20 protein-coding genes are annotated in these 21,959 nt (G+C 66.5%); 10 read left to right on the top strand and 10 right to left on the bottom strand.

What is annotated here, in order from left to right; genetic code table 11:
* Window positions 1–37 precede the first annotated feature (37 nt).
* From dhaM to dhaK, 3 genes are read right to left on the bottom strand one after another with little or no spacing between them, the layout of a single operon-like run.
* On the bottom strand, window positions 38–778 hold the full coding sequence (gene dhaM, locus E3O57_RS08225) for a dihydroxyacetone kinase phosphoryl donor subunit DhaM (RefSeq protein WP_241990350.1): 741 nt from the start codon (window positions 776–778) through the stop codon (window positions 38–40).
* A gap of 2 nt (window positions 779–780) precedes the next feature.
* Window positions 781–1,419 carry a dihydroxyacetone kinase subunit DhaL gene (gene dhaL, locus E3O57_RS08220; RefSeq protein WP_088456190.1) on the bottom strand — a complete coding sequence of 213 codons (639 nt, stop codon included), beginning with the start codon at window positions 1,417–1,419 and terminating at the stop codon, window positions 781–783.
* A gap of 10 nt (window positions 1,420–1,429) precedes the next feature.
* The gene (dhaK, locus tag E3O57_RS08215; protein WP_103460016.1) at window positions 1,430–2,431 is read right to left on the bottom strand and encodes a dihydroxyacetone kinase subunit DhaK; all 1,002 of its coding nucleotides are present in this window, start codon (window positions 2,429–2,431) and stop codon (window positions 1,430–1,432) included.
* A gap of 281 nt (window positions 2,432–2,712) precedes the next feature.
* Here dhaK and E3O57_RS08210 point away from each other — a divergent pair, with 281 nt between their 5' ends.
* Together E3O57_RS08210 and glpK are read left to right on the top strand one after the other, a co-directional pair.
* Window positions 2,713–3,426 carry an MIP/aquaporin family protein gene (locus E3O57_RS08210; protein ID WP_241990371.1) on the top strand — a complete coding sequence of 238 codons (714 nt, stop codon included), beginning with the start codon at window positions 2,713–2,715 and terminating at the stop codon, window positions 3,424–3,426.
* A gap of 120 nt (window positions 3,427–3,546) precedes the next feature.
* The gene (gene glpK, locus E3O57_RS08205) at window positions 3,547–5,061 is read left to right on the top strand and encodes a glycerol kinase GlpK (RefSeq protein ID WP_088456187.1); all 1,515 of its coding nucleotides are present in this window, start codon (window positions 3,547–3,549) and stop codon (window positions 5,059–5,061) included.
* 25 nt (window positions 5,062–5,086) lie between these two features.
* Here the strand turns inward: glpK and trpD are convergent, their stop codons facing one another.
* Window positions 5,087–6,139 carry an anthranilate phosphoribosyltransferase gene (gene trpD / locus E3O57_RS08200; RefSeq protein WP_103459783.1) on the bottom strand — a complete coding sequence of 351 codons (1,053 nt, stop codon included), beginning with the start codon at window positions 6,137–6,139 and terminating at the stop codon, window positions 5,087–5,089.
* Window positions 6,140–6,281: 142 nt separating this feature from the next.
* Between trpD and E3O57_RS08195 the strand changes: the two genes are divergently transcribed.
* From E3O57_RS08195 to E3O57_RS08175, 5 genes are all read left to right on the top strand, one after another.
* Window positions 6,282–6,911, top strand: a complete 630-nt coding sequence (locus tag E3O57_RS08195; RefSeq protein ID WP_370289929.1) for a heme-copper oxidase subunit III — start codon at window positions 6,282–6,284, stop codon at window positions 6,909–6,911.
* Between the two features lie 24 nt (window positions 6,912–6,935).
* A complete protein-coding gene (locus tag E3O57_RS08190) occupies window positions 6,936–7,748 on the top strand; it encodes a cytochrome c (RefSeq protein WP_088456184.1) in 813 nt (270 codons plus the stop codon).
* A gap of 53 nt (window positions 7,749–7,801) precedes the next feature.
* On the top strand, window positions 7,802–8,875 hold the full coding sequence (locus tag E3O57_RS08185; protein WP_088456183.1) for a ubiquinol-cytochrome c reductase iron-sulfur subunit: 1,074 nt from the start codon (window positions 7,802–7,804) through the stop codon (window positions 8,873–8,875).
* A 14-nt stretch (window positions 8,876–8,889) separates the two neighbouring features.
* Window positions 8,890–10,488 carry a ubiquinol-cytochrome c reductase cytochrome b subunit gene (locus E3O57_RS08180; protein WP_174776331.1) on the top strand — a complete coding sequence of 533 codons (1,599 nt, stop codon included), beginning with the start codon at window positions 8,890–8,892 and terminating at the stop codon, window positions 10,486–10,488.
* Window positions 10,489–10,561: 73 nt separating this feature from the next.
* On the top strand, window positions 10,562–11,407 hold the full coding sequence (locus tag E3O57_RS08175) for a hypothetical protein (protein WP_103479472.1): 846 nt from the start codon (window positions 10,562–10,564) through the stop codon (window positions 11,405–11,407).
* 67 nt (window positions 11,408–11,474) lie between these two features.
* Here E3O57_RS08175 and E3O57_RS08170 read toward each other — a convergent pair whose 3' ends face one another.
* The 5 genes from E3O57_RS08170 to E3O57_RS08150 all read right to left on the bottom strand — a co-directional run bounded on the left by E3O57_RS08170 (window position 11,475) and on the right by E3O57_RS08150 (window position 16,720).
* Window positions 11,475–11,897: a cytochrome c oxidase subunit 4 gene (locus E3O57_RS08170; protein WP_103479471.1), complete on the bottom strand. Its 423-nt coding sequence runs from the start codon at window positions 11,895–11,897 to the stop codon at window positions 11,475–11,477.
* On the bottom strand, window positions 11,898–13,634 hold the full coding sequence (gene ctaD / locus E3O57_RS08165; protein ID WP_088456179.1) for a cytochrome c oxidase subunit I: 1,737 nt from the start codon (window positions 13,632–13,634) through the stop codon (window positions 11,898–11,900). It abuts the gene before it with no gap.
* A gap of 3 nt (window positions 13,635–13,637) precedes the next feature.
* Entirely contained in the window at window positions 13,638–14,525 is an 888-nt protein-coding gene (gene coxB, locus E3O57_RS08160; RefSeq protein ID WP_088456178.1) for a cytochrome c oxidase subunit II, read from the bottom strand.
* 259 nt (window positions 14,526–14,784) lie between these two features.
* Window positions 14,785–15,141: an iron-sulfur cluster insertion protein ErpA gene (gene erpA, locus E3O57_RS08155; RefSeq protein ID WP_088456177.1), complete on the bottom strand. Its 357-nt coding sequence runs from the start codon at window positions 15,139–15,141 to the stop codon at window positions 14,785–14,787.
* 142 nt (window positions 15,142–15,283) lie between these two features.
* Window positions 15,284–16,720 (bottom strand): dipeptidase, encoded by a 1,437-nt coding sequence (locus tag E3O57_RS08150; RefSeq protein ID WP_103479470.1) that lies wholly within the window; start codon window positions 16,718–16,720, stop codon window positions 15,284–15,286.
* A gap of 39 nt (window positions 16,721–16,759) precedes the next feature.
* Here E3O57_RS08150 and E3O57_RS08145 point away from each other — a divergent pair, with 39 nt between their 5' ends.
* On the top strand, window positions 16,760–17,356 hold the full coding sequence (locus E3O57_RS08145; RefSeq protein ID WP_103459780.1) for a DUF3043 domain-containing protein: 597 nt from the start codon (window positions 16,760–16,762) through the stop codon (window positions 17,354–17,356).
* 60 nt (window positions 17,357–17,416) lie between these two features.
* Here the strand turns inward: E3O57_RS08145 and E3O57_RS08140 are convergent, their stop codons facing one another.
* The gene (locus tag E3O57_RS08140; RefSeq protein WP_255455744.1) at window positions 17,417–18,544 is read right to left on the bottom strand and encodes an alkaline phosphatase family protein; all 1,128 of its coding nucleotides are present in this window, start codon (window positions 18,542–18,544) and stop codon (window positions 17,417–17,419) included.
* Window positions 18,545–18,663: 119 nt separating this feature from the next.
* Here E3O57_RS08140 and E3O57_RS08135 point away from each other — a divergent pair, with 119 nt between their 5' ends.
* Complete coding sequence (locus E3O57_RS08135) at window positions 18,664–21,150, top strand: DNA topoisomerase (ATP-hydrolyzing) subunit A (RefSeq protein WP_103459778.1); 2,487 nt, start codon at window positions 18,664–18,666, stop codon at window positions 21,148–21,150.
* A gap of 73 nt (window positions 21,151–21,223) precedes the next feature.
* Window positions 21,224–21,934, top strand: coding sequence for an SDR family oxidoreductase (locus E3O57_RS08130; RefSeq protein ID WP_103459777.1), 711 nt, complete (start codon window positions 21,224–21,226; stop codon window positions 21,932–21,934).
* The last annotated feature ends 25 nt before the right edge of the window (window positions 21,935–21,959 follow it).

Below are 21,959 nucleotides of genomic sequence, written 5' to 3'. Positions count from 1 at the left end.
CCGCAGCGCGCCCAGCCAACCAGCGGCAGCGCGGAAACTATTCTTCGCCGAAGCCGGTCTCGATCAGCTCGGCCAGGGCGTCTACCGCCGCCCGCGATCGTTCGTCGGGTCCGGAGATCTCCACGCTCATCCCCCGGGTCAGTCCGAGCGACATGATGCCCAGCAGGCTGTGCGCGTCCTTGCCGTTCACGGACACTTCAGCGTCGAATTGGCTGGCGAGCTTCACGAAGTCGGCCGCCGGCCTGGCGTGCAGCCCGTCCCGGTTCCGCAAGGTCACCGTGCGGCTGACCGGTTGCGGCAGGTCCTGGGTACCGGCTGTGCCCGGTGCGGGCGGCGCGGCATCTGCCGGTGCCGACCCGGCGCCACCGGCCGACTCGGCCGCCGCGAGCACCGCCGCGAGGTCTCCCCCGATCTCGGCGGCCACGGCGGCAGACACGCCGCCCTCCACGAGCGGTGCGTCGGCGATGCGCACCCGTGCCCGCACCTCGTCGTCGAGGAAGTCCACCGCCGTTTCCGCGGTCAGGATGGCCGAGCCCAGGTCGCAGAGGAGCACGACGCCGCTGCCGTGGTCAGCCTCCTCGATGCCTGCCGCGATTTTGTCGAAGCTGGTGCCGATGCCGCCGTCGTCCATTCCACCCGCGGCCACCAGGGCGACGTTAGGGGCCATCTGACGGGCCAGTGTCACCAGACCGGATGCTATTTCGACGCTGTGCGAGACGAACACCACGCCGACGCGGGACGCTGCCACGCCCTGGTCAGCGTCGTTGAGGTCAGCCACGATCAGGACTGTGCGGCCGCATCGGCACCGCAGCGCAGGATGAGCGCCGTCGACTGGGCGCCGGGGTCGCGATGGCCGATGGCCCGCTCCCCCAGGTAACTCGCCCGTCCCTTGCGGGCGACCCAGGGTTCGGTCGCGACCGCGCCGGCCTCGGCGGCGTCAGCGGCGGCGGCCAGGATCAGGCTGGGGCTGGCCCCGGCGGCTTCGGCCTCGACGGCCGCCTCCACTGCCGGGGTCCAGGCATCCACCATCGTCTTGTCACCGGATTCGGCCTTGCCGCGCAGCACGATGCCGTCCCGCCCGGCCGTGAGAAGGGCGACGACGGCCGGGCCGTCGAGTTCGGCAGCCCCGCTCACGGCGCCGGCGGCCTTGAGGTACGCCGTGCCGTAGAGCGGACCGGCCGCACCGCCGACGGTGGAAATGAGCGTCGCCGCGAGAGTCTTGAGCAGTTCGCCGGGCGTGGCAGCGTCGGCCAGCGCATCGAGCTTGGGCAGCACGGCCTGGAAGCCCCTGTCCATGTTCTCGCCGTGATCACCATCGCCGATCTCGCGGTCGAGGGTGTTCAGCTCGGCGCGGTGCTCGGAGAGAACCTTCGCGCTGCTCCTGATCCAGGCCTGGGCCCATGCGACGTCTACGCTCATTCGGTCTTCCCTACTTTCCCCACCGCAGTGCGGCTGTGTGCACCGGAGCATCCCACAGGGCGGTCAACTCATCGTCGAGCTTGAGAATCGTGATCGACATGCCCTGCATCTCCAGTGATGTTGTGAAATTGCCGACGAGCGTGCGAGTCACCTCGATGCCTCGTTCGGCGAGAACTTCGGCGGCCCGTCGAAATACAATGTACAGCTCAACCTGGGGCGTCCCGCCCATTCCGTTGACGAAGAGCAGAACCTTGTCTCCGGATGCGTAGGGGATGTCGTCCAGGATCGGACCGAGGATCCGGTCGACGATGGCGTCGGCCGGTTCGAGCTTGATCCGCTCGCGCCCGGGCTCGCCGTGGATGCCGATGCCGATCTCGATCTCGTCGTCGGCCAGGGTGAAACTCGGCTCGCCGGCGTGCGGTACGACGCAGGGGGTCAGGGCTACGCCCATGGAGCGCACCTGGCCGATCACCTTCTCGGCGACGGTCGCCACGTTCGTCAGGTCATCACCGCGTTCGGCGGCCGCACCGGCGATCTTCTCCACGAGCACGGTGCCCGCCACTCCCCTTCGCCCCGCGGTGTACAGCGAGTCCTTCACGGCGACGTCATCGTTGACGATCACCGTGCGCACCTCGATCTCATCGGCCTCGGCCAGATCCGCCGCGGTCTCGAAGTTCAGCACGTCGCCCGTGTAGTTCTTCACGATATGCAGCACCCCGGCTCCCCCGTCGACGGCCTTCGTCGCGGCCAGGATCGGGTCGGGTGTCGGCGAGGTGAACACGGCGCCGGGCACGGCGGCGTCCAGCATGCCCGACCCGACGAATCCACCGTGCAGAGGCTCGTGCCCGCTGCCGCCGCCGCTGACGATACCGACCTTGCCGGCCACCGGCGCGTCGGCTCGCACGATGAACACCGGATCCAGCGAGACTCGCACGATATCCGCGTGCGCGGCACCGAAACCTGCGACGGCTTCGTCGACAACGTTCTTCGGGTCGTTGACAAGCTTTTTCATGACCATTCCTTCATTTCGTCGGGATCGATCGGCGCAGGCTAGAGCGCCGGGCACGCAACTGTGCTCCGTGCCCAACCTACGCGCTGCCAACGGTCTCGGTAAGAGGCAGATGATGCAGCCCATCGGGACTATTTCGCTCACGCCCCGCCCGCGCTATGGTGACTGCGAAATCGCTCACCGCGAAGGGATTGCTCCGGTACTGCCGGCATCTCGCTACTACGAGAAAGGTCATCGTGGACAATATCGGTCTAGTGTTTTTGTCGGAGGTGCTGGGCACAGGGATGCTCACCCTCCTCGGTTGTGGTGTCGTGGCGAACGTGGCCCTGACGAAGAACAAGGGCTTCGGCGGCGGCTTCCTGATGGTGACCATCGGCTGGGCCTTCGCGGTCTTCGTCGGTGTGGTCGTCGCGTACAACTCCGGTGGCCACCTCAACCCGGCCGTCACCCTCGGCATCGTTGCATCGGGCTCCGACACCTTCGGCGGTGCTGCGGACGTCCCGGTGAACTTCCTTTCGACGCTCGTGTATCTGGCCGGCGAGTTCCTCGGCGCCTTCCTCGGCGCCGTGGTGGTCTGGCTGGCGTACAAGCAGCACTACGACGAGGAACCGGAACCGGCGAACAAGCTCGGTACCTTCTCGACCGGGCCGGCCATCCGTTCCTACGGCTGGAACCTCGTCACCGAGATCATCGGCACTTTCGTCCTGGTCTTCGTCGTGTTCGCCTTCGGTGGTTGGGGCCAGTCCGGTGACGTGGGGGCCGTAGCCGCCTTGCCCGTCGCCCTCCTCGTTCTGGTCATCGGCGTCTCACTCGGTGGCCCGACCGGATACGCCATCAACCCCGCCCGTGACCTGGGCCCCCGGATCGCGCACTTCATCCTGCCGATCAAGGGCAAGGGGTCCTCGGACTGGGCCTATTCCTGGGTCCCCGTGGTCGGACCCGTCATCGGCGGAGTCCTGGCGGGCTGGGCATCGCTGGTCTGGCTGCCCATGGTATGACCGTGGCAGGCCGGTCCCTCCCCGGACTGGCCTGCTTCGCTGTGCATCAGTCCACCTGAAAACCGCCTCACGGTTTTATAGTCTGTTCAAGCCATCACGCAACGTACAAGGAGGTACACCATGGCTAAGTACGTACTCGCCATCGACCAGGGCACCACGAGTTCACGCGCCATCATCTTCGACCACTCGGGGTCCATCGTCTCGACCGGACAACTCGAACACGAGCAGATCTTCCCCCGCGCCGGCTGGGTCGAGCACAACCCGATGGAGATCTGGGACAACACCCGTGAGGTGATCGGCCAGGCGCTCTCCAAGGCCAACCTCACCCGGCACGATATTTCCGCTGTCGGCATCACCAACCAGCGGGAAACCGCCGTGGTCTGGGACCGCACCACCGGCAAGCCCGTCTACAACGCCATCGTCTGGCAGGACACCCGCACTCAGCCCATCGTCGACCGTCTCGCCGCCGACGGCGGCGTGGAACGGTTCAAGCAGAAGGTGGGCCTGCCACTGGCGACCTACTTCTCCGGCACCAAGATCGTCTGGATCCTCGAAAACGTCGAGGGAGCGCGGGCGAAGGCGGACGCCGGCGACCTGATGTTCGGCACCACCGACTCCTGGGTGCTCTGGAACCTCACCGGCGGCCTGGAGGGCGGCGTGCACGCCACCGACGTCACCAACGCCAGTCGCACCCTGTTCATGGACTTGGAGACGTTGCAGTGGGATGACGAGATTCTGAGCATCTTCAACGTACCGAAGTCGATGATGCCGGAAATCAAGTCCTCCAGCGAGGTCTACGGCACCGTCAACGAGCACAGCCTGCTGCGGGAGGTGCCCATCGCGGGCATCCTCGGTGACCAACAGGCCGCCACATTCGGCCAGGCCGCCTTCGACCAGGGTGAGGCGAAGAACACCTACGGCACCGGTAACTTCCTGATCTTCAACACCGGCACCGACATCATCCACTCCAAGAACGGCCTGCTCACCACCCTGGGCTACAAGCTCGGCGACGCCGAACCGCACTACGCGCTGGAGGGGTCGATAGCCGTCACCGGCGCCCTGGTGCAGTGGCTGCGCGACAACCTGGGAATGATCACGTCGTCTGAGGAGATCGAGACGCTGGCCGCCACGGTCGATGACAACGGCGGCGCCTACTTCGTGCCGGCGTTCAGCGGCCTGTTCGCGCCGTACTGGCGTTCGGATGCGCGCGGCGCCCTGGTGGGCCTGACCCGGTTCGTGAACAAGGGCCACATCGCCCGGGCGGCGCTGGAGGCCACTGCCTTCCAAACCCGCGAGGTCCTCGACGCGGTCAACGCGGACTCCGGGGTGCCGCTGACCGAGCTCAAGGTCGACGGCGGAATGATCAAGAACAACCTGCTGATGCAGTTCCAGGCCGACATCATCGGTGTGCCGGTGATCCGCCCGGTTGTGGCGGAGACCACCGCGCTCGGCGCCGCGTACGCGGCAGGCCTGGCGGTGGGCTTCTGGAGCACCCTGGACGAGCTGCGGTCGAACTGGCAGGAAGACAGCCGCTGGACACCGAAGTTGAGCGCAGACGAGAGCGCCCGGCAGTTGCGGAACTGGAAGAAGGCCGTCACCAAGACCTTCGACTGGGTCGACGAGGACGTGCTCTGACCGTCAAACCGCCGTGTGGTGCAGGTCAGGCGCGGCTGGCCTGCACCCAGTCGGAGAGTTTCGCGGTTCCGGCGCCGGAGTCGATGGCCTGCGCGGCCACGGCGAGTTTCGCCCGGAACCGGTCCAGGATGCTGACCTGGGACTGAGCGGGATCGTGGGCGAGGTCGTAGGCGACCAGGCCCGCTGCCGCGTTCAGCAGCACGATGTCCCGCACCGGTCCCTGCTCTCCGGCGAGGACCGAGTGCACCACTGCCGCGTTGTGTTCCGGCGAACCACCGATCAGCTGGCTCATGGTCGCCCGCGGGATGCCGAGGTCGCGCGGGTCGATGTCGTGCTCGGTGACCAGACCCCTGGAGACCTCCCACACGTGGCTGTGCCCCGTCGTGGTGAGTTCGTCGAGGCCATCGTCGCCGCGGAACACCAACGCCGACGCTCCGCGGGTCTGGAACACCCCGACGAACAGAGGGACCCTGTCGAGGTTGGCCACACCGACGGCGGAAGCTTCCGGCCGGGCCGGGTTGACGAGAGGGCCGAGGAAATTGAACACCGTGGGGATACCCAGCTCGGACCGAACGGCAGCGGCATGCCGAAAACCGGGGTGGAACGCGGCAGCATAGGCGAAGGTGATGCCCGTGGCAGCCAGGATCGAGGCCACAGCGTCGGCCGACAGGGTCAGGTCGATGCCCAGCGCGGCAAGCACGTCCGACGAACCGGATGCCGAACTGGCCGCCCGATTGCCGTGTTTGATCACCGGCACACCGGTTGCCGCACACACTATCGACGCCATGGTCGAGACGTTCACAGTCCCGAACCGGTCTCCCCCGGTGCCGACGATGTCCAGCCCCATCGAGTTGACGTTCAGCGGAACGGCGTGGTCGAGGATCGCGTCGCGGAAACCGACGATTTCATCGACGGTCTCGCCCTTGGCGCGCAGAGCCACCAGGAATCCGGCCAACTGGGCCGGGGTGGCCTCGCCGAGCATGATGCGTTCCATACTCCACGCCGCATCGGCGACGCTCAGGTCCTCTCTACGCAGGAGGGCATCAAGAACGGCGGGCCATGACTGGGATTCGAGCATGGCCCAATCTTAAGCGCCGGCGCTCCCCCGACCGGTATTTCGGCGTCGTCGGGCCTCGGTTGGGGATACCAATTTTCACATTAGGGTCTTATGGCACTTCACCTTGAGAAAAACCTGTGGAGGAATCGGTCATAATGGAATAGTGACGACGACCTCAATTACTCCCCGGGCGACCATTCCCGTAGTTAACAGGCCCAACAGCGTGGCGGTTGGCACCATTGTCTGGCTGGGCAGTGAGGTCATGTTCTTCGCTGGCCTCTTCGCCATCTACTTCACGTTGCGGTCCACCTCGCCGGAGCTGTGGCAGTTCGAGACGGAAAAGCACAACTTCGTCTTCGCCCTGGTGAACACCCTGATCCTGGTCTCCTCCTCGATCACCTGCCAGTTCGGCGTCTTCGCTGCCGAGCGCCTGCAGGCCAGGTCCACCGGGTGGAAGCCCAGCCAGTGGGGAATGGTCGAGTGGTTCTTCCTCACCTATGCCCTCGGCGCCATCTTCGTCTCCGGCCAGGTCCTCGAGTACGCGACCCTCGTGTCGGAAGGCGTCACCCTCGCCTCCAACGCCTACGGCTCAGCGTTCTACCTCACCACCGGATTCCACGGCATCCACGTGACCGCCGGACTCATTGCCTTCCTCCTCGTGATCGGTCGCGGTTTCGCGGTCAAGAACTTCGGTCACAAGGAAGCCACCAGCGCCATCGTGGTCTCGTACTACTGGCATTTCGTCGACGTCGTGTGGATCGGGCTCTTCCTGGTCATCTACGTTCTTAAATAACAAGCAGGAGCGGACACACTCAGTATGCCCAGGACTCAGAAACCTACCAACGGCCGCACACGTCGCAGCGGTCGGCGCAGCCCGCTGGCCAGCGTCGCCCTGATCGCGATCGGCCTGCTCTTCACCGGCGGCGCGTACGCGATGATCAGCACCAGCACGGCCACCGCGCAGACCGAAACGGCGTCGCAGCAGACCGTCAGCGAGGGCGAGAAGCTCTTCGCCGCGAACTGCGCGACCTGCCACGGCCTCAGCGCCGACGGAACCGGCACCGGTCCCAGCCTGATCGGCGTGGGCGCCGCGTCCGTCGACTTCCAGGTCGGCACCGGGCGCATGCCCATGCAGGCCAACGGCCCGCAGGCCATCGTCAAGCCTGTGCAGTTCACCGAGGAGCAGACCGCGGCTCTCGTCGCCTATGTCGCATCCCTCGCGCCCGGCCCTGCCATCCCCGAAGCCGAATACCTGGATGCCGAGGGCGACGCCGCCGCCGGCGCCGAGCTGTTCCGGATCAACTGCGCCATGTGCCACAACGTCGCCGGAGCAGGCGGCGCGCTCACCGAGGGCAAGTACGCTCCCGCGCTGGACGGCGTCACCCCGCAGCACATCTACGAGGCCATGATCACCGGCCCGCAGAACATGCCGGTGTTCAACGACATGAACGTTTCGCCGGAAGACAAGCGCGACATCATCACTTACCTCAAGTACATCGAGAACAACCCGTCGCCGGGTGGATTCGCCCTCGGATCCCTCGGACCGGTGTCCGAAGGCCTCTTCCTCTGGATCTTCGGTCTGGGTGCCATCGTGGCCCTGACCGTGTGGATCACGGCGAAATCGAATTGATCGGCACCCGGCAATGACACACCCAGCACAGACAGCGCCCACGAAGGAGAACAATGGCCAGCGATGAGACCAGCGGAAAGGATCTGACCGCTGCCGACTCCTCGAGTGTCGAGCACGTCACGGCCGCCGTCGGCACCGCCGTCGTCGCCCGCGACGCCGTGGCCAATCCCGGCTTCCCGCCGCACCGCCCCCGGATCACCGACCTCGACCCGCGCGCCGAGAAGCGCGCCGAGCGCACGGTGTACACCCTGTTCTACCTGTCGATCGTCGGCAGCATTTTCGCCATCGCGGCGTACATCATCTTCCCGATCGTCCCCGAAGACCCGGGCTCCGTGCGGCTGAACAACCTGTTCATCGGGATCGGGCTCGCGTTGGCACTGCTGGCGCTGGGCATCGGTGCGGTGCACTGGGGCAAGGCGCTGATGCACGACGAGGAGGGCGTGGACGAGCGTCACCCGGTCCGGGGCAGCGACGAGACCCGCGCCCGCGCGGTCGAAATCTTCCAGGAAGCCAACACGGAGTCCGGTATCGGCCGACGCGCCGTGATCCGCAACAGCCTCATCGGGGCCCTCGTGGTCTTCCCGCTCCCCGCCGTCGTCCTGTTCCGCGGGCTCGCCCCGATGGACCAGGATCCCGTCGCCCTCCTGAAGCAGACCATGTGGGAGAAGGGCACCAGGCTGGCCCTGGACCCGTCCGGTGCGCCGATCAAGGCCTCGGACGTCACCCTGGGTTCGTCCTTCGCGGTGATCCCGGAGGGCCTGATGGATCTTGAGCACGGCCGGCTCGAAGAGAAGGCCAAGGCTGTGGTGATCCTCGTGCGCATGAAGCCCGAGGACCTCATCGAAACGCCCGAGCGGGCCAGCTGGTCCTACGACGGGATCGTCGCGTACTCCAAGATCTGCACACACGTAGGCTGCCCCGTCGGCCTGTACGAACAGCAGACGCACCACCTCCTCTGCCCCTGCCACCAGTCACAGTTCAATGTGGCCGACCAGGCGAAAGTCATCTTCGGACCCGCCAAACGTGCCCTTCCGCAGCTGCCCATCGCCGTGGACTCCGAGGGGTACCTCATCGCGCAGAGCGATTTCCTTGAACCGGTCGGACCGAGCTTTTGGGAGCGACAGTGAGTACCACAACCGATATGAAACCCGCCGAGTCGAAGAAGTCCGGTGGCTTCACCGGCGCCGCGGCGAACTACATCGACGAGCGCACCAGCATCTCCACCGCGGTCAAGGAACTGGGTCGCAAGATCTTCCCCGATCACTGGTCTTTCCTGCTCGGTGAGGTGGCGCTCTACAGCTTCGTCATCATCCTGCTGTCCGGATCGTTCCTGACCTTCTTCTTCCAGGCCTCGATGGCCGAAGTGCACTACGAGGGCTCCTACGTGCCTCTCAAGGGCGTGGAGATGTCGGTGGCCATGGCCTCCTCGCTGGACATCTCCTTCGACGTGCGCGGCGGACTGCTGATGCGTCAGGTACACCACTGGGCTGCGCTGCTGTTCGTGGCATCCATCGGACTGCACATGCTGCGCATCTACTTCACCGGAGCCTTCCGCAAGCCTCGCGAGCTGAACTGGGTGATCGGCTTCGTCCTGTTCATCCTGGCCATGGCTGAGGGCTTCACCGGCTACTCCCTGCCCGACGACCTGCTCTCCGGAAACGGCCTGCGGATCATCGACGGCATGGTCAAGGGCATCCCCGTCGTCGGAACCTGGATCTCGTTCCTGCTCTTCGGCGGCGAGTTCCCCGGCACCGACATCGTCGGTCGTCTGTATTCGCTTCACATCCTGCTCCTTCCGGCGATCATCGTCGCCTTGATCGCGCTGCACCTGCTCTTCGTCGTGGTGCACAAGCACACCCAGTACCCCGGAGCGGGCCGCACGGACACGAACGTCGTCGGCTACCCGGTGCTCCCGGTCTACGCCGCCAAGGCCGGTGGATTCTTCTTCATCGTCTTCGGCGTCGTGATGCTGATGGCCTCGTTCTTCACGATCAACCCGATCTGGAACTACGGACCGTACGACCCCTCACCGGTGTCCGCCGGGACCCAGCCGGACTGGTACATCGGCTTTGCCGACGGCGCCCTCCGGTTGATTCCGCCGGGACTGGAATGGGTTGGTCTGGGCGGCACCTGGTCGTTCAACATCCTGATCCCCCTCGTGGGCCTCGGCATGTTCATCGGCGTTGTCCTGCTGTACCCGTTCCTCGAAGCGTGGATCACCGGTGACAAGCGCGAGCACCACATCCTGGACCGTCCGCGCAACGCGCCGACCCGCACGGCCATCGGCGCCGCGGGTGTCACGTTCTACGCCGGCCTGTGGGCGGCGGCGTCCTCGGACATCATCGCCACGCACTTCTCGGTGACCATGGAGGGTGTCATCCACACCCTTCAGGCCGTCGTGATCCTCGGCCCATTCATCGCCTACTTCATCACCAAGCGTGTGTGCCTGGCGCTGCAGAAGAAGGACCGGGAGATTGTCCTGCACGGCTACGAGTCCGGTCGCATCGTCCGTCTGCCCGGCGGCGAGTACATCGAGGTGCACCAGCCCGTCGACGAGTACGAGCGTTGGAAGTTGGTCAGCTACACCAACTACAAGCCGCTCGAGTTGACTCCGAACGCCCAGGGCAAGGTGTCCCCGGTTCAGCGGGTTCGTGCCGGCCTGTCCCGCTGGTTCTTCGAAGATCGGATTGCCCCGGTCGGGACCAAGGAACTCGAAGAAAGCCACGGCGATCACCACTAGTTCCTCAGCCGAATCGGTTAGGGCACCGCACCCACTCCAGACTCTGTCTGAGTGGCTGCGGTGCCCGAACTGTTTGGGCGACCTCGTCCCGGCCGGCGACCGGGTTCTCGCCTGCAGCACCGGCCACCGTTTCGACACGAACCGGCGGGGCTTCGCGTCCCTCATGGTCGGTTCACGCAAACTCATCGGCGATTCCGCCGCCATGCTGGACGCCCGCGACGTCTTCTTGGAACGCGGGTGGTATACCGAACTCCGCGAGGCCCTCAGCGCTCTCGTGGCCGCCGAATCCCCGCACCGAGTCATCGACATCGGCTGCGGCACCGGCTATTACCTCCGGGGGGCCCTGCAAGCCGCCTCCGCCGGCCACTCCCCCGGTTCCCCGCTATCCCGTACCCCGGGCGTCGCGGCGTTGGCCATGGACCTGTCAGCGGCCGCGGTCGCACGAACGGTCCGGGCCGGTCTCACCGAGCCACGCTCGACCACGGACGGGCTCGTCGCGGATGTCTGGTCGCCGCTGCCGATCCGGGACGGGGCCGCTGACGTGGCCATCAACGTGTTCGCTCCCCGGAATCCGGCCGAGTTCCATCGCATCCTGGCTCCCGGAGCACTTCTCGCCGTCGTGGTGCCGCACGCCAGCCATCTCCAGGAGCTGCGCGCCGCCGGCCTGGCCCTGGACGTGCACGGGAACAAGACCGACGACCTGGTCGCCAGCCTGGCGCCGGGCTTTCACCTGGAGTCCACGGCGGACCTCTCCAGGGTCCTGGTGCTCTCCCCCGACGACGTTGCCGCCCTCATCGGCATGGGCCCGTCCTCGCACCACACATCCTCCACAGACCTCGCACACCCTACCGAGCCGCCAGGGTCGACCGAGGTGACCGTGGCGTTCCGACTCCTCGGCTTCCGCCGATCCCTGCACTGAGCATCGGTGCACGACAAAGCGCCAGTGACCCGAAGGTCACTGGCGCTTTGTCGTGCGGTGGTGGGGCCTAGCGGGCGAAGAGTCCGCGGTAGTACTCGTAGACCCAGCCGACGACGCTGATCACGCCGATGCCGACGGCGATGAAGGAGATCCAGAAGCCGACGGCCAGTCCCAGGAACAACAGTGCCGCGCTGGCCGCGAGCATGATCGGCCACCAGCTCCACGGGCTGAAGAAGCCCAACTCGGGGTCGCCGTCATCGATGTTGGCGTCGAGCATGTCTTCGGGAAGTTCGCCGCCCTGCGCCTTGTAGACGCGAGACAGGTAGAACGCGATGAACGCCACGAGCAGCGCGCAGAGGGAGATCGCGAAGGCTCCGACCCACTCGATGCGACCCTGGCTCGGGTCGACGAGACCCCACACGACGTACGCGACTGCTACCAGCGCGAGGAATCCGGTCAGGATCCAGTAAAGGTTGACATTGGCTTTCATCTACTTAACCTTTTCCGATCCTGCGTCATAGGTGGGAGCATCCGGGGCGTCTTTTGCCGGACCGATGCCGACGGGCATACCGACCTCCGGGTGGTTCAGGTCGAATGCGGGACGCTCGGAGCGGATACGCGGGATCGACGTGAAGTTGTGGCGCGGCGGCGGGCAGGATGTCGCCCACTCCAGGGAGGCGCCGTAGCCCCACGGGTCGTTCACCGTGACCCTCGGAGCCGTTCGGGCGGTGACGTACACGTTCAGGAAGAACGGGATCATCGAGATCGCGAGGATCATCGAGCCGACGGTCGAGAGCTGGTTCATCCAGGTGAACCCGTCGTCGGGCAGGTAGGACGCGTAACGGCGGGGCATGCCCACCACACCGAGCCAGTGCTGCACGAGGAAGGTTGTGTGGAAGCCGATGAACAGGAGCCAGAAGTGCCACTTGCCCAGGCGTTCGTTGAGCATCTTGCCGGTCCACTTGGGCCACCAGAAGTAGAACCCGCTGAACATGGCGAAGACGACCGTGCCGAAGACCACGTAGTGGAAGTGGGCAACCACGAAGTAGGTGTCTGACACGTGGAAGTCCAGCGGCGGTGAGGCCAGGATGACGCCGGTCAGCCCACCGAAGGTGAAGGTGATCAGGAAGCCGATGGCCCAGAGCATGGGGGTCTCGAAGGTCAGCGAACCCCGCCACATCGTTCCGATCCAGTTGAAGATCTTCACGCCGGTCGGAACCGCGATGAGCATCGTCATCAGGGAGAAGAACGGCAACAGGACCGAGCCGGTCACGTACATGTGGTGCGCCCACACCGTCACGGACAGCGCCGCGATGGAGATGGTCGCGTAGATCAAGGTCTTGTACCCGAAGATCGGCTTGCGGCTGAAGACCGGGAACACCTCGGACACGATGCCGAAGAACGGCAGGGCGATGATGTACACCTCGGGGTGACCGAAGAACCAGAACAGGTGCTGCCAGAGGATGGCACCGCCATTGGCCGGGTCGTAGATGTGCGAGAGGAAGATCCGGTCGCTGGCGGCGGCGAGCATGGCGGCGGCGAGCACCGGGAACGCCATCAGGATCAGCAGCGAGGTGACGAGAGTGTTCCAGGTGAAGATCGGCATCCGGAACATCGTCATGCCGGGGGCACGCATGGTGATGATGGTGGTGATGAAGTTCACGCCACCGAGGATCGTGCCGAAGCCCGAGAGCCCCAGGCCGACCATCCACAGATTACCGCCGACCCCTGGCGAGAAGGTCGTGCTCGCCAGCGGTTGGTAGGCGAACCAGCCGAACGACGCCGCTCCCTGCGGGGTGAGGAAGCCGCCGACCGCGATCAGGCTGCCGAAGAAGAACAGCCAGAAGGAGAACGCGTTGAGTCGCGGGAACGCGACGTCGGGTGCACCGATCTGGAGCGGCATCAGCGCGTTCGCGAAGCCGAAGAACAGTGGTGTCGCGAACATCAGCAGCATGATGGTGCCGTGCATCGTGAAGAGCTGGTTGTACTGCTCCTTGGTCTGCACGATCTGCAGTCCGGGTTCGAAGAGCTGGGCGCGCATCACGAGCGCCATCACCCCGCCGAGGCAGAAGTAGATGAACGAGGTGATCAGGTACATGTACCCGATGACCTTGTGGTCGGTGGAGGTGATCCACCGAACGACGATGTTGCCCTTGCGGTCAACGCCGGTCGGCCGGGCGGCCGAGGACGCTGCCGGAGCGCCGGCGGGAGCTGTTGTGGTGCTCATGGTCTAGTTGCCTTCCTCAGCCGTCGGGGCGTCGGTGCCTGGTTGGTTCAAGTTGCGGTCGTATTCGCTGTCGACCTGGCCGTCGTTGCCGGCGGCGCGCAGGGAGTCGACATAGGCCTCGTAGTCGGCCTCGGAGACGACCTCCACGTTGAAGAGCATCAACGAGTGGTACTCGCCGCAGAGCTCGGCGCATTTGCCGGCGTAGGTGCCTACGCGTTCGGGGATGACCGACATGTAGTTGGTCTTGCCCGGGATCATGTCCTTCTTGTAGAGGAAGTCGATGACCCAGAAGGAGTGAATGACGTCGCGCGCTTCCAGCGCGATCTCGATCTTCTTGCCGACGGGCAGGACGAGCGTGGGGATCTCGGACTCGACCAGCGCGCCCTTCTCACCCTCGAGGTCAGGCTGGCCCTGAATACCCTGAGTGAAGACATCGTCGGTGACGTAGTTGAAGTCCCAGGCCCACTGCTTGCCGATCGCTTCGATCTGCAGGTCAGGCTCGTCGAACCGTGCCTCGATGGCGTTCTGGTCCCGCGCGGTGAAGGCGAAGAAGCCCAGCACCAGGATGAGCGGGACGATCGTGTAGAAGATCTCGATCGGCATGTTGTACCGCAGCTGCACCGGGAGTCCGGTCTGGCCCTTGCGCCGACGGTAGACGACGACGGACCAGATCGTGAGGCCCCAGGTGATCAGGCCGACAATGAGCAGCACGATCCACGAGGTGGTCCACAGACCGGACACGCGCTCGGTGTTGTTGGTTACCGGGGACTCGCCCTCCTCGAAACCGGGCAGGTACCCGTTGAGCTGAGCCTGGGTGCATCCGGCGAGGACAATGGCTAGCGTTGCTGCGACCGGTATGACGGCCCATCGGAGACGGCGGTTTTTGAGCACCGGTGACCTTTCGGAAAGACGTGAAGGCACTACACAGGAAGTGCGTTTATCATCTTTAGCTTACTCCGCGCCGGTCGCACCCGAGTGCACGAGCGATGGACCCGTCGCAATTCTCCGCTCCGATTGGGGAGTGACAACAGGGTCGAAGGGCCCGTCCTGAGCCGTTTTGAGCCAGAAGCGCCGACGACGACGGGACCCGAACCGGATGTGCAAAAAGGAGACCGTCCAGTGGACGGTCTCCTTTTTTTATGATCACGCGCTAGTTGAAGGAGTCCCCACAGGCGCAGCTGCCGCCGGCGTTCGGGTTGTCGATGGTGAAGCCCTGCTTCTGGATGGTGTCCTCGAAGTCGATGGACGCACCCTCGAGGTACGGGACGCTCATCTTGTCGACGACGACCTCGACACCGTCATAGTCCATGACGGCGTCACCCTCGAGGGTGCGCTCGTCAAAGTACAACTGGTAGATCAGGCCTGAACAGCCGCCGGGCTGCACGGCGACGCGCAGTCGCAGGTCCTCGCGGCCTTCCTGGGCGAGCAGGCTGCGCACCTTCGCGGCGGCGACGTCGGTGAGACCGACGCCGTGGGCGATGGTGCTGGTTTCGATCGTGTCGGTCATGGTGCTCCTCGGTATTATCCGGTTTCGCGTCGGTGAGCATCCCACGCGCATGGGGTCCGCCGGCGAATCTGTTCCTAGTGTATCCGCCCGGGCCGTGAGCGGGCTGGATGACGCGGACGCCTTCTCAGGCCCTGCGGTGGGGTCAGTGGCCGGTGCGGTCGTTGAGGCGGCCCAGAAGGAAGGCCTCGCTGAGCACCGCTCGCTTGAAGACGCCCAGGTGCAGCGACTCGTTGGGGCTGTGCGCCCGGGAATCCGGGTCTTCGACCCCGGTCACCAGGATCTGCGCTTCGGGAAACTCCCGGACCAGGTCCGCGATGAACGGGATCGACCCGCCCACACCGATGTCGACGGGCTCCACGCCCCAGCCTGCCGTCATGGCCAGGCGGGTCTCCGCCACGGCCCACCCGCCGGTGTCGACCAGGAACGGTTCTCCGGTGTCCAGGTCGTCGATGGCGAGGTGGGCGCCGAACGGTGCGTGTGCACGCAGGTGGGCCTCGATCACGCCGGCAGCTTCCTTGGCGGACTGGCCGGGCGCGATGCGCACGCTGATCTGCACGCTGACCGCGGGCGTCAGGGTGTTGGACGCGTTGGCGACGGTGGGAGCATCGATTCCGGTCACCGTCAGCGCGGGCTGGGACCAGATGCGGCTGAGGATGGATCCGTGCCCGATCGGGGAGACACCGTCGAGCAGGCCGGTCTCCGCTCGCAGCGCGGATTCATCGTACGGCGGTGTCGGCGCGTCGTGACTGGTCAGACCGCTGATCGCGACGGACCCGTCTGCGGCGTACAGGGTGCCCAGCAGCTTGATGGTCGCCATCATGGCGTCCGGGACGGCGCCGCCGAACATTCCGGAGTGCGAGGCGTGCGCCAACGTGCTCACGGTGAGCCTGAAGGTGACGTTGCCGCGCAGCCCGATAGTGATGGCCGGAGTGTCGACGTCCCAGTTGTTCGAGTCGGCGACGACGATCGCGTCGGCGCGGAGCGCCTCCCGGTTCTCGGTGAGGAAGGTGGCGAAGGAGCGGCTGCCGAATTCTTCCTCGCCCTCGATGAAGAGGGCCAGGCCGAGGTCGAGGTCCCCGTCGGTGGCCGCGAGGAGCGCGCGCAATGCGGCGACGTGCGCCATGACGCCGGCCTTGTCGTCCGCGGCGCCGCGGCCGTACAGGCGGTCCCCGCGCAGGGTCGGTTCGAAGGGCGGCGAGTCCCACGCGTCGTCGAGCCCGGGAGGCTGCACGTCGTGGTGGGCGTAAAGCAGAACCGTGGGGCGGCCGTTCTTGGCCGGGCGGGTCGCGAGGATGGCGGGCTGTCCGAGTTCGTCGGTACCGGGGATGCCCGCCTGCGTGATCGTGACGGTGTCGAAGATCCCGATCTCCCGCACCAGCTCGGCGACGGCGTCGGCGCTGGCGCGCACGTGATCGCGATCGAATGCCGCCCAGGACACCGAGGGGATCCGCACGAGGGCGCACAGGTCGGCGACCGTCCGCGGGAGCTCCCGTTCGACGGCGTTCCGCAGCGCCGATTCACGGGAGTGTGCTGCGACTTGCTGGGTGGTTGCTGCTGCTGTGTCCGCGGTATCCGTCATGCGAGTAATCTTAAGGCAACCTAACTGCAAGGAACTGATGTGGCTAAGCAACCTGTAAATCCCGGCGCAGAACCGTCGATCGAATCCGCCGACGAGACGAAGTCCCGTCTGGCCGGTCAGTCGACGCGCAAGGGCCAGCCCACGCCGAGCCGCCGTGTACAGGAGGCCGCGAACAAACGCCCACTGGTTCCGGACGACCGCAAACTGGCCGCCAAGCAGGCGCGGGCGAAGTCGGCCGAGGCCCGTGAGAGGGCGCGTCTCGGCATGGCCGCCGGTGACGACAAGTACCTCCCGGTGCGCGAGCGTGGACCGCAGAAGCGTTTCGCCCGTGACTACATCGACGCCAGATTCAACGTGGGCGAGTTCATGATCCCGGTGATGTTCCTGGTCATCCTGCTCACCTTCTTCCCGGATCCGTCCGTCCAGACGTATGGCATCCTCGCTCTCTGGGCCTTCTTCCTGGTCGCGATCGCGGACTGCATAGTGCTCGGTTTCATCCTCACCAAGAAAATCGAGGCCAAGTTCGGCGCCGACCGGGCCGAGAAGGTCCGTTGGTATGCGGCCATGCGAGCCCTGCAGTTGCGGGTCATGCGCCTGCCGAAGCCCCAGGTGAAGCGGGGCCAGTACCCGGCCTGATCCACGAAACACGAAAGAACCCCTCGGAGCCGGCTCCGAGGGGTTTTTGCGTGCATCGGGTCAACGCCGGTATGCGCCCAATCTGATGACCGGAACACGCAGTTCCTCATCGGTCAAGGAGCCGTGCTGGCCGACCATGCTGCGCGCCGACTGGTTGGGTTCCCGGGAGTCGTAGTATGCGATCAGCTTCCGGGCGGCCACGATGACGTCGCCGATCCGTGCCGCGGCGTCGTCTCGCACAGCACCGAACAATCCCGCGGCCACGGCCTCGCTCCGGGTGAAGATCCAGGCGCGCTCGCCCTCGACCGCACGCCAGGTGTCGGCCAGCGCGTCGGCGTCGACACCGGCCTCGGTGTAGAGCTGCAGGCAGCGCGGGTCACCGCCGATGTGACGCACCCCGGTGACGAGGGCCGGCACGCTGTCGAAAAGCACCTGCTTGGCCGCCGGAACATCCACGACCCCGTGGTCTGCCGTGACGATCATGCCCTCGTCCGGGCGCAGGGTGGCGGCGAACCCGGCCGTTTCGGCGTCGAGGTTTTCCAGCTGCGCCAACCACCTGGCGGATTCCCAGCCGTGGGCGTGCGCGTTGATGTCCAGTTCGGGCACGTACAGGTAGATCAGGGCCGTGGGCTCGGCGTCGAGAATCGCCCGCGCCGCGTCGAACCGCGCGCCGATGGTCTCGGCCGGCACGTAGCCGGCACCGCGAAGCACGGCCCGGCTGAAGCCGGAATCCGTGAACCTTTTGGGGCCGACGGCGAAGCTGGGGATCCCGGTCTCCGCGGCCGTGTCGAAGACCGTCGGCTGGTTCTGCCAGCTGTGCGGCTCCATCCGCTCGTCCCAGCCCGTGAGCTGGTTGACGACCCTATCGTTGGCCGCGTCGAGCACCTTGTAGCCGACCAGCCCGTGGGTGCCTGGCGCGACCCCGGTGGTCAGTGAGGCGATGCCCGCGGCGGTCGTGGCCGGGAACACCCCGTCGACGACGTCGGTCTTGGCCAGATGCGAGGTGAGGAACCGGGCATGCCCGGCACGAGCTCGCAGGTTGCTCATCCCGAGACCGTCCGCGAGGAGCACGAGGGCCTTGCCCGCGGGCGGGAGCCCGAGCGGGTTCGGCTGGGACCGGAGCGAGGCCAGCGAACTTGTCAAAACGTCGGCAAGGCGAACGGCGCTGAAGGGCCGGACCGGTAACATAGGGGGCATCTGGCCCAGTCTGACATAGACCCGGCCGCAGGTTTCCTCAGCGCAGGTCCGTGCGCATCAGCCTGGTGCTCCCGGTTCGGCCGACATGCACCACACAGCAGAATCTACGAATGAGCCGCTCAGACAAGACAGTGTCAGCCCACCAGGGGCCCGCCGCATCCACCGAGCGCATCGAAGACGTCGATGTGTCGACGGAGATGCAGGGGTCGTTCCTCGAGTACGCCTATTCGGTGATCTACTCCCGAGCTCTCCCGGACGCCAGGGACGGCCTCAAGCCTGTGCAGCGCCGCATCCTGTACCAGATGAGCGAGATGGGCCTGCGGCCCGACCGCGGGCACGTGAAGTCGGCGCGCGTCGTCGGCGAGGTGATGGGCAAGCTGCACCCGCACGGCGACACCGCCATTTACGACGCCATGGTGCGGATGGCCCAGGCCTTCACGCTGCGGGTGCCGCTCATCGACGGGCACGGCAACTTCGGTTCGCTCGACGACGGGCCCGCTGCGCCCCGGTACACCGAGGCGCGCCTGGCGGCACCGGCACTGGCGATGACCGAACACCTCGATGAAGATGTCGTCGACTTTGTGCCCAACTACGACAATCAGCTCACCCAGCCCGACGTGCTGCCGGCGGCGTACCCCAACCTGCTCGTGAACGGGGCCAGCGGCATCGCAGTGGGCATGGCCACCAATATGGCCCCGCACAACCTCGTCGAGGTCATCGGTGCCGCCCGGCACCTGCTCGCCCACCCGCGTGCGACCCTCGACGAGCTCATGGAGTTCGTGCCGGGCCCTGACCTGCCCACCGGCGGCACCATCGTCGGCCTGGCCGGCATCAAGGATGCCTACCTGACCGGGCGTGGCAGCTTCAAGACCAGGGCCAAGGTGTCGGTTGAGGCGATCACCGCCCGCAAGGCCGGGCTCGTCGTCAGTGAGCTGCCGTACCTGGTCGGACCCGAACGGGTGATCGAGAAGATCAAGGACGGCGTCAACTCCAAGAAGCTCAGCGGCATCTCCGACGTCACCGACCTCACCGACCGCACCAAAGGTCTGCGCCTGGTGATCGGGATCAAGACCGGTTTCAGCCCGGAGGCCGTGCTCGAGCAGTTGTACAGGGTGACCCCGCTGGAGGACTCCTTCAACATCAACGCCGTCGCTCTCGTCGACGGCGGTCCGCAGACGCTGGGCCTGGTCGAACTGCTGCAGGTGTACGTCAACCACCGCGTCGAGGTCGTCACCCGGCGTTCCGCGTACAGACTGGCTCGACGCCGCGAACGCCTGCACCTGGTCGAGGGACTGCTCATCGCGATCCTCGACATCGACGAGGTCATCCAGGTGATTCGCGCCAGCGACGACACCGAGCAGGCCCGTACCCGACTCATCGACGTGTTCGACCTCAGCCAGCTGCAGGCGGAGTACATCCTCGAGTTGCGGCTGCGCCGGCTCACCAGGTTCTCCCGCATCGAACTGGAAACAGAGCGAGACCAGCTGCTCGCCGAGATCAAGGAGTTGGAAGCCCTGCTCGCCAGCAAGCAGGCCATCCGCACGCTGGTCTCCGACGAGCTGGCCACCATCTCCGACAGGTTCGGCACCCCGCGACGCACGCTGCTCACCGAGGCACGTCCGAGCATCGCCGGCGCCTCAGCGCGGAAAACGGCCGTGCTCGAGGTTTCAGACTCCCCCACCCGCGTCTATCTGAGCAGCACGGGCCGCATCGCCAGGGTGGACCTGCCGCAGCCCGGCGACGACCAGACCGAACGCATCACTCCGGCGCACCGCCGCAGCAAGCACGACGCTGTCCTCTCGGCGCTGGACACGACCAGCCGTTCGGAGATCGGTGCCGTGACCAATCGCGGCCGACTCATCCGCTTCTCCCCCGTCGACCTGCCCGTGCTGCCACCCACCTCGATCCAGTTGGCGGCCGGTGTGCGGGTGCGCGACTACCTCTCGCTGGGCAGCGGCGGTGAGGTGGTCCGTGCCCTGGTCTCTCTGGACAGCGAACGTGCCATCGCGCTCGGCACCCGGCAGGGCATCGTCAAGCGGGTCACCCCGAACGACTGGGCGAACAAGCCCGACTTCGAGATCATCGCGCTCAAGGCCGGAGACGAGGTCGTCGGCGCCGTCCAGGGTGCGGAGGACGACGAGCTGGTCTTCGTCGCCTCCGATGCCCAGCTGTTGCGGTTCCCCGCATCGACGGTGCGCCCGCAGGGCCGGACGGCCGGCGGGATGGCGGGCATCAAGCTGGGCCCGGACGCCCGGGTGGTGTTCTTCACGAGCCTGGCGGCCGACGCCGCCGAGGACGCCGTGGTGGCGACGATCGCCTCCGGAAGCCAGACCCTGCCGGGAACGGATCCAGGTAGCGCCAAGGTGTCGGCCTTCACCGAATTCCCCGCCAAGGGTCGAGCCACCGGTGGGGTGCGCTCGCACCGCTTCCTCAAGGGCGAAGACGTCCTCGCTGTGGCCTGGGTGGGCGCGGCACCCGCCCGCGCACTGGGCATCGAGGGCTCTCCCCGGACCCTGCCGGACACCGGGGCGCGGCGCGATGCTTCCGGAACCATGTTGGATGCCGTCGTCGGCTCGATCGGTTCGGGTATCGGCTGAAGGGCTGTCCGACCGCCGTTCGTTTCCTGACCGCGTTTCAGCCACGGTCGGGGCGCCCGCAGTAGGGTGAAACATGCCCGAACTCCACGGTTCCACAATCCTCGTCGTCGGCGCCACGGGCGGACTCGGCCGGGAGATCGCCCGGCAACTGTCCGACGCCGGAGCAACCCTGGTGCTCAGCGCCCGTGACCCCGCCGCCATCGCCGAACTCGGACTGCCCGGCGCTGTCATCCCCGCAGACCTCACCGATCCCGCCGCCGTCCGGCGCCTCGTCGACGTGGCGGTCTCGGTGACCGGCCACCTCGACGGGATCGTGGTCGCCGCGGGTGTCGTCGCCTTCGGCCCCGCTTCCGAGTTGACCGGAGACACCATCGCCCGGCTCTTCGCCGTGAACACCACCGCGCCCATGCTGCTGCTGCAGGCCGCCCACGGGCCGCTCTCGGCCTCGGCCGCCGCCGGCCGCGCACCGTTCTTCCTCACCCTCAGCGGGGTGGTCAGTGAGAGCCCGACCGCCAATCTCGCGGCATACTCGGCGTCCAAGGCCGCCCTGGCCGCCTTCGGCACCGCGGCCGGCCGGGAACTGCGGCGGGCGGGTATCCGGGTCATCGACGCGCGGCCCGGGCACACCGAGACGGCGCTGTCCAGCCATCCGATCAGCGGCACGGCGCCGCCCTTGCCCGTCGGCCTTGACCCCGTGGCCGTGTGCGCCCGAATCGTTCGGGGCCTCGCGGACGGCGACCGGGATCTGCCCAGCACCGTCTTCGCCGCCGCCGCGCCACGCTGACCGCCGCCCGCGACGCGACCAGTGT

This window comes from Cryobacterium sp. TMN-39-2, from assembly GCF_004402745.1.
Taxonomy (GTDB): Bacteria; Actinomycetota; Actinomycetes; order Actinomycetales; family Microbacteriaceae; genus Cryobacterium; species Cryobacterium zongtaii.
This window is presented reverse-complemented; position numbering and strand designations above follow the sequence as displayed.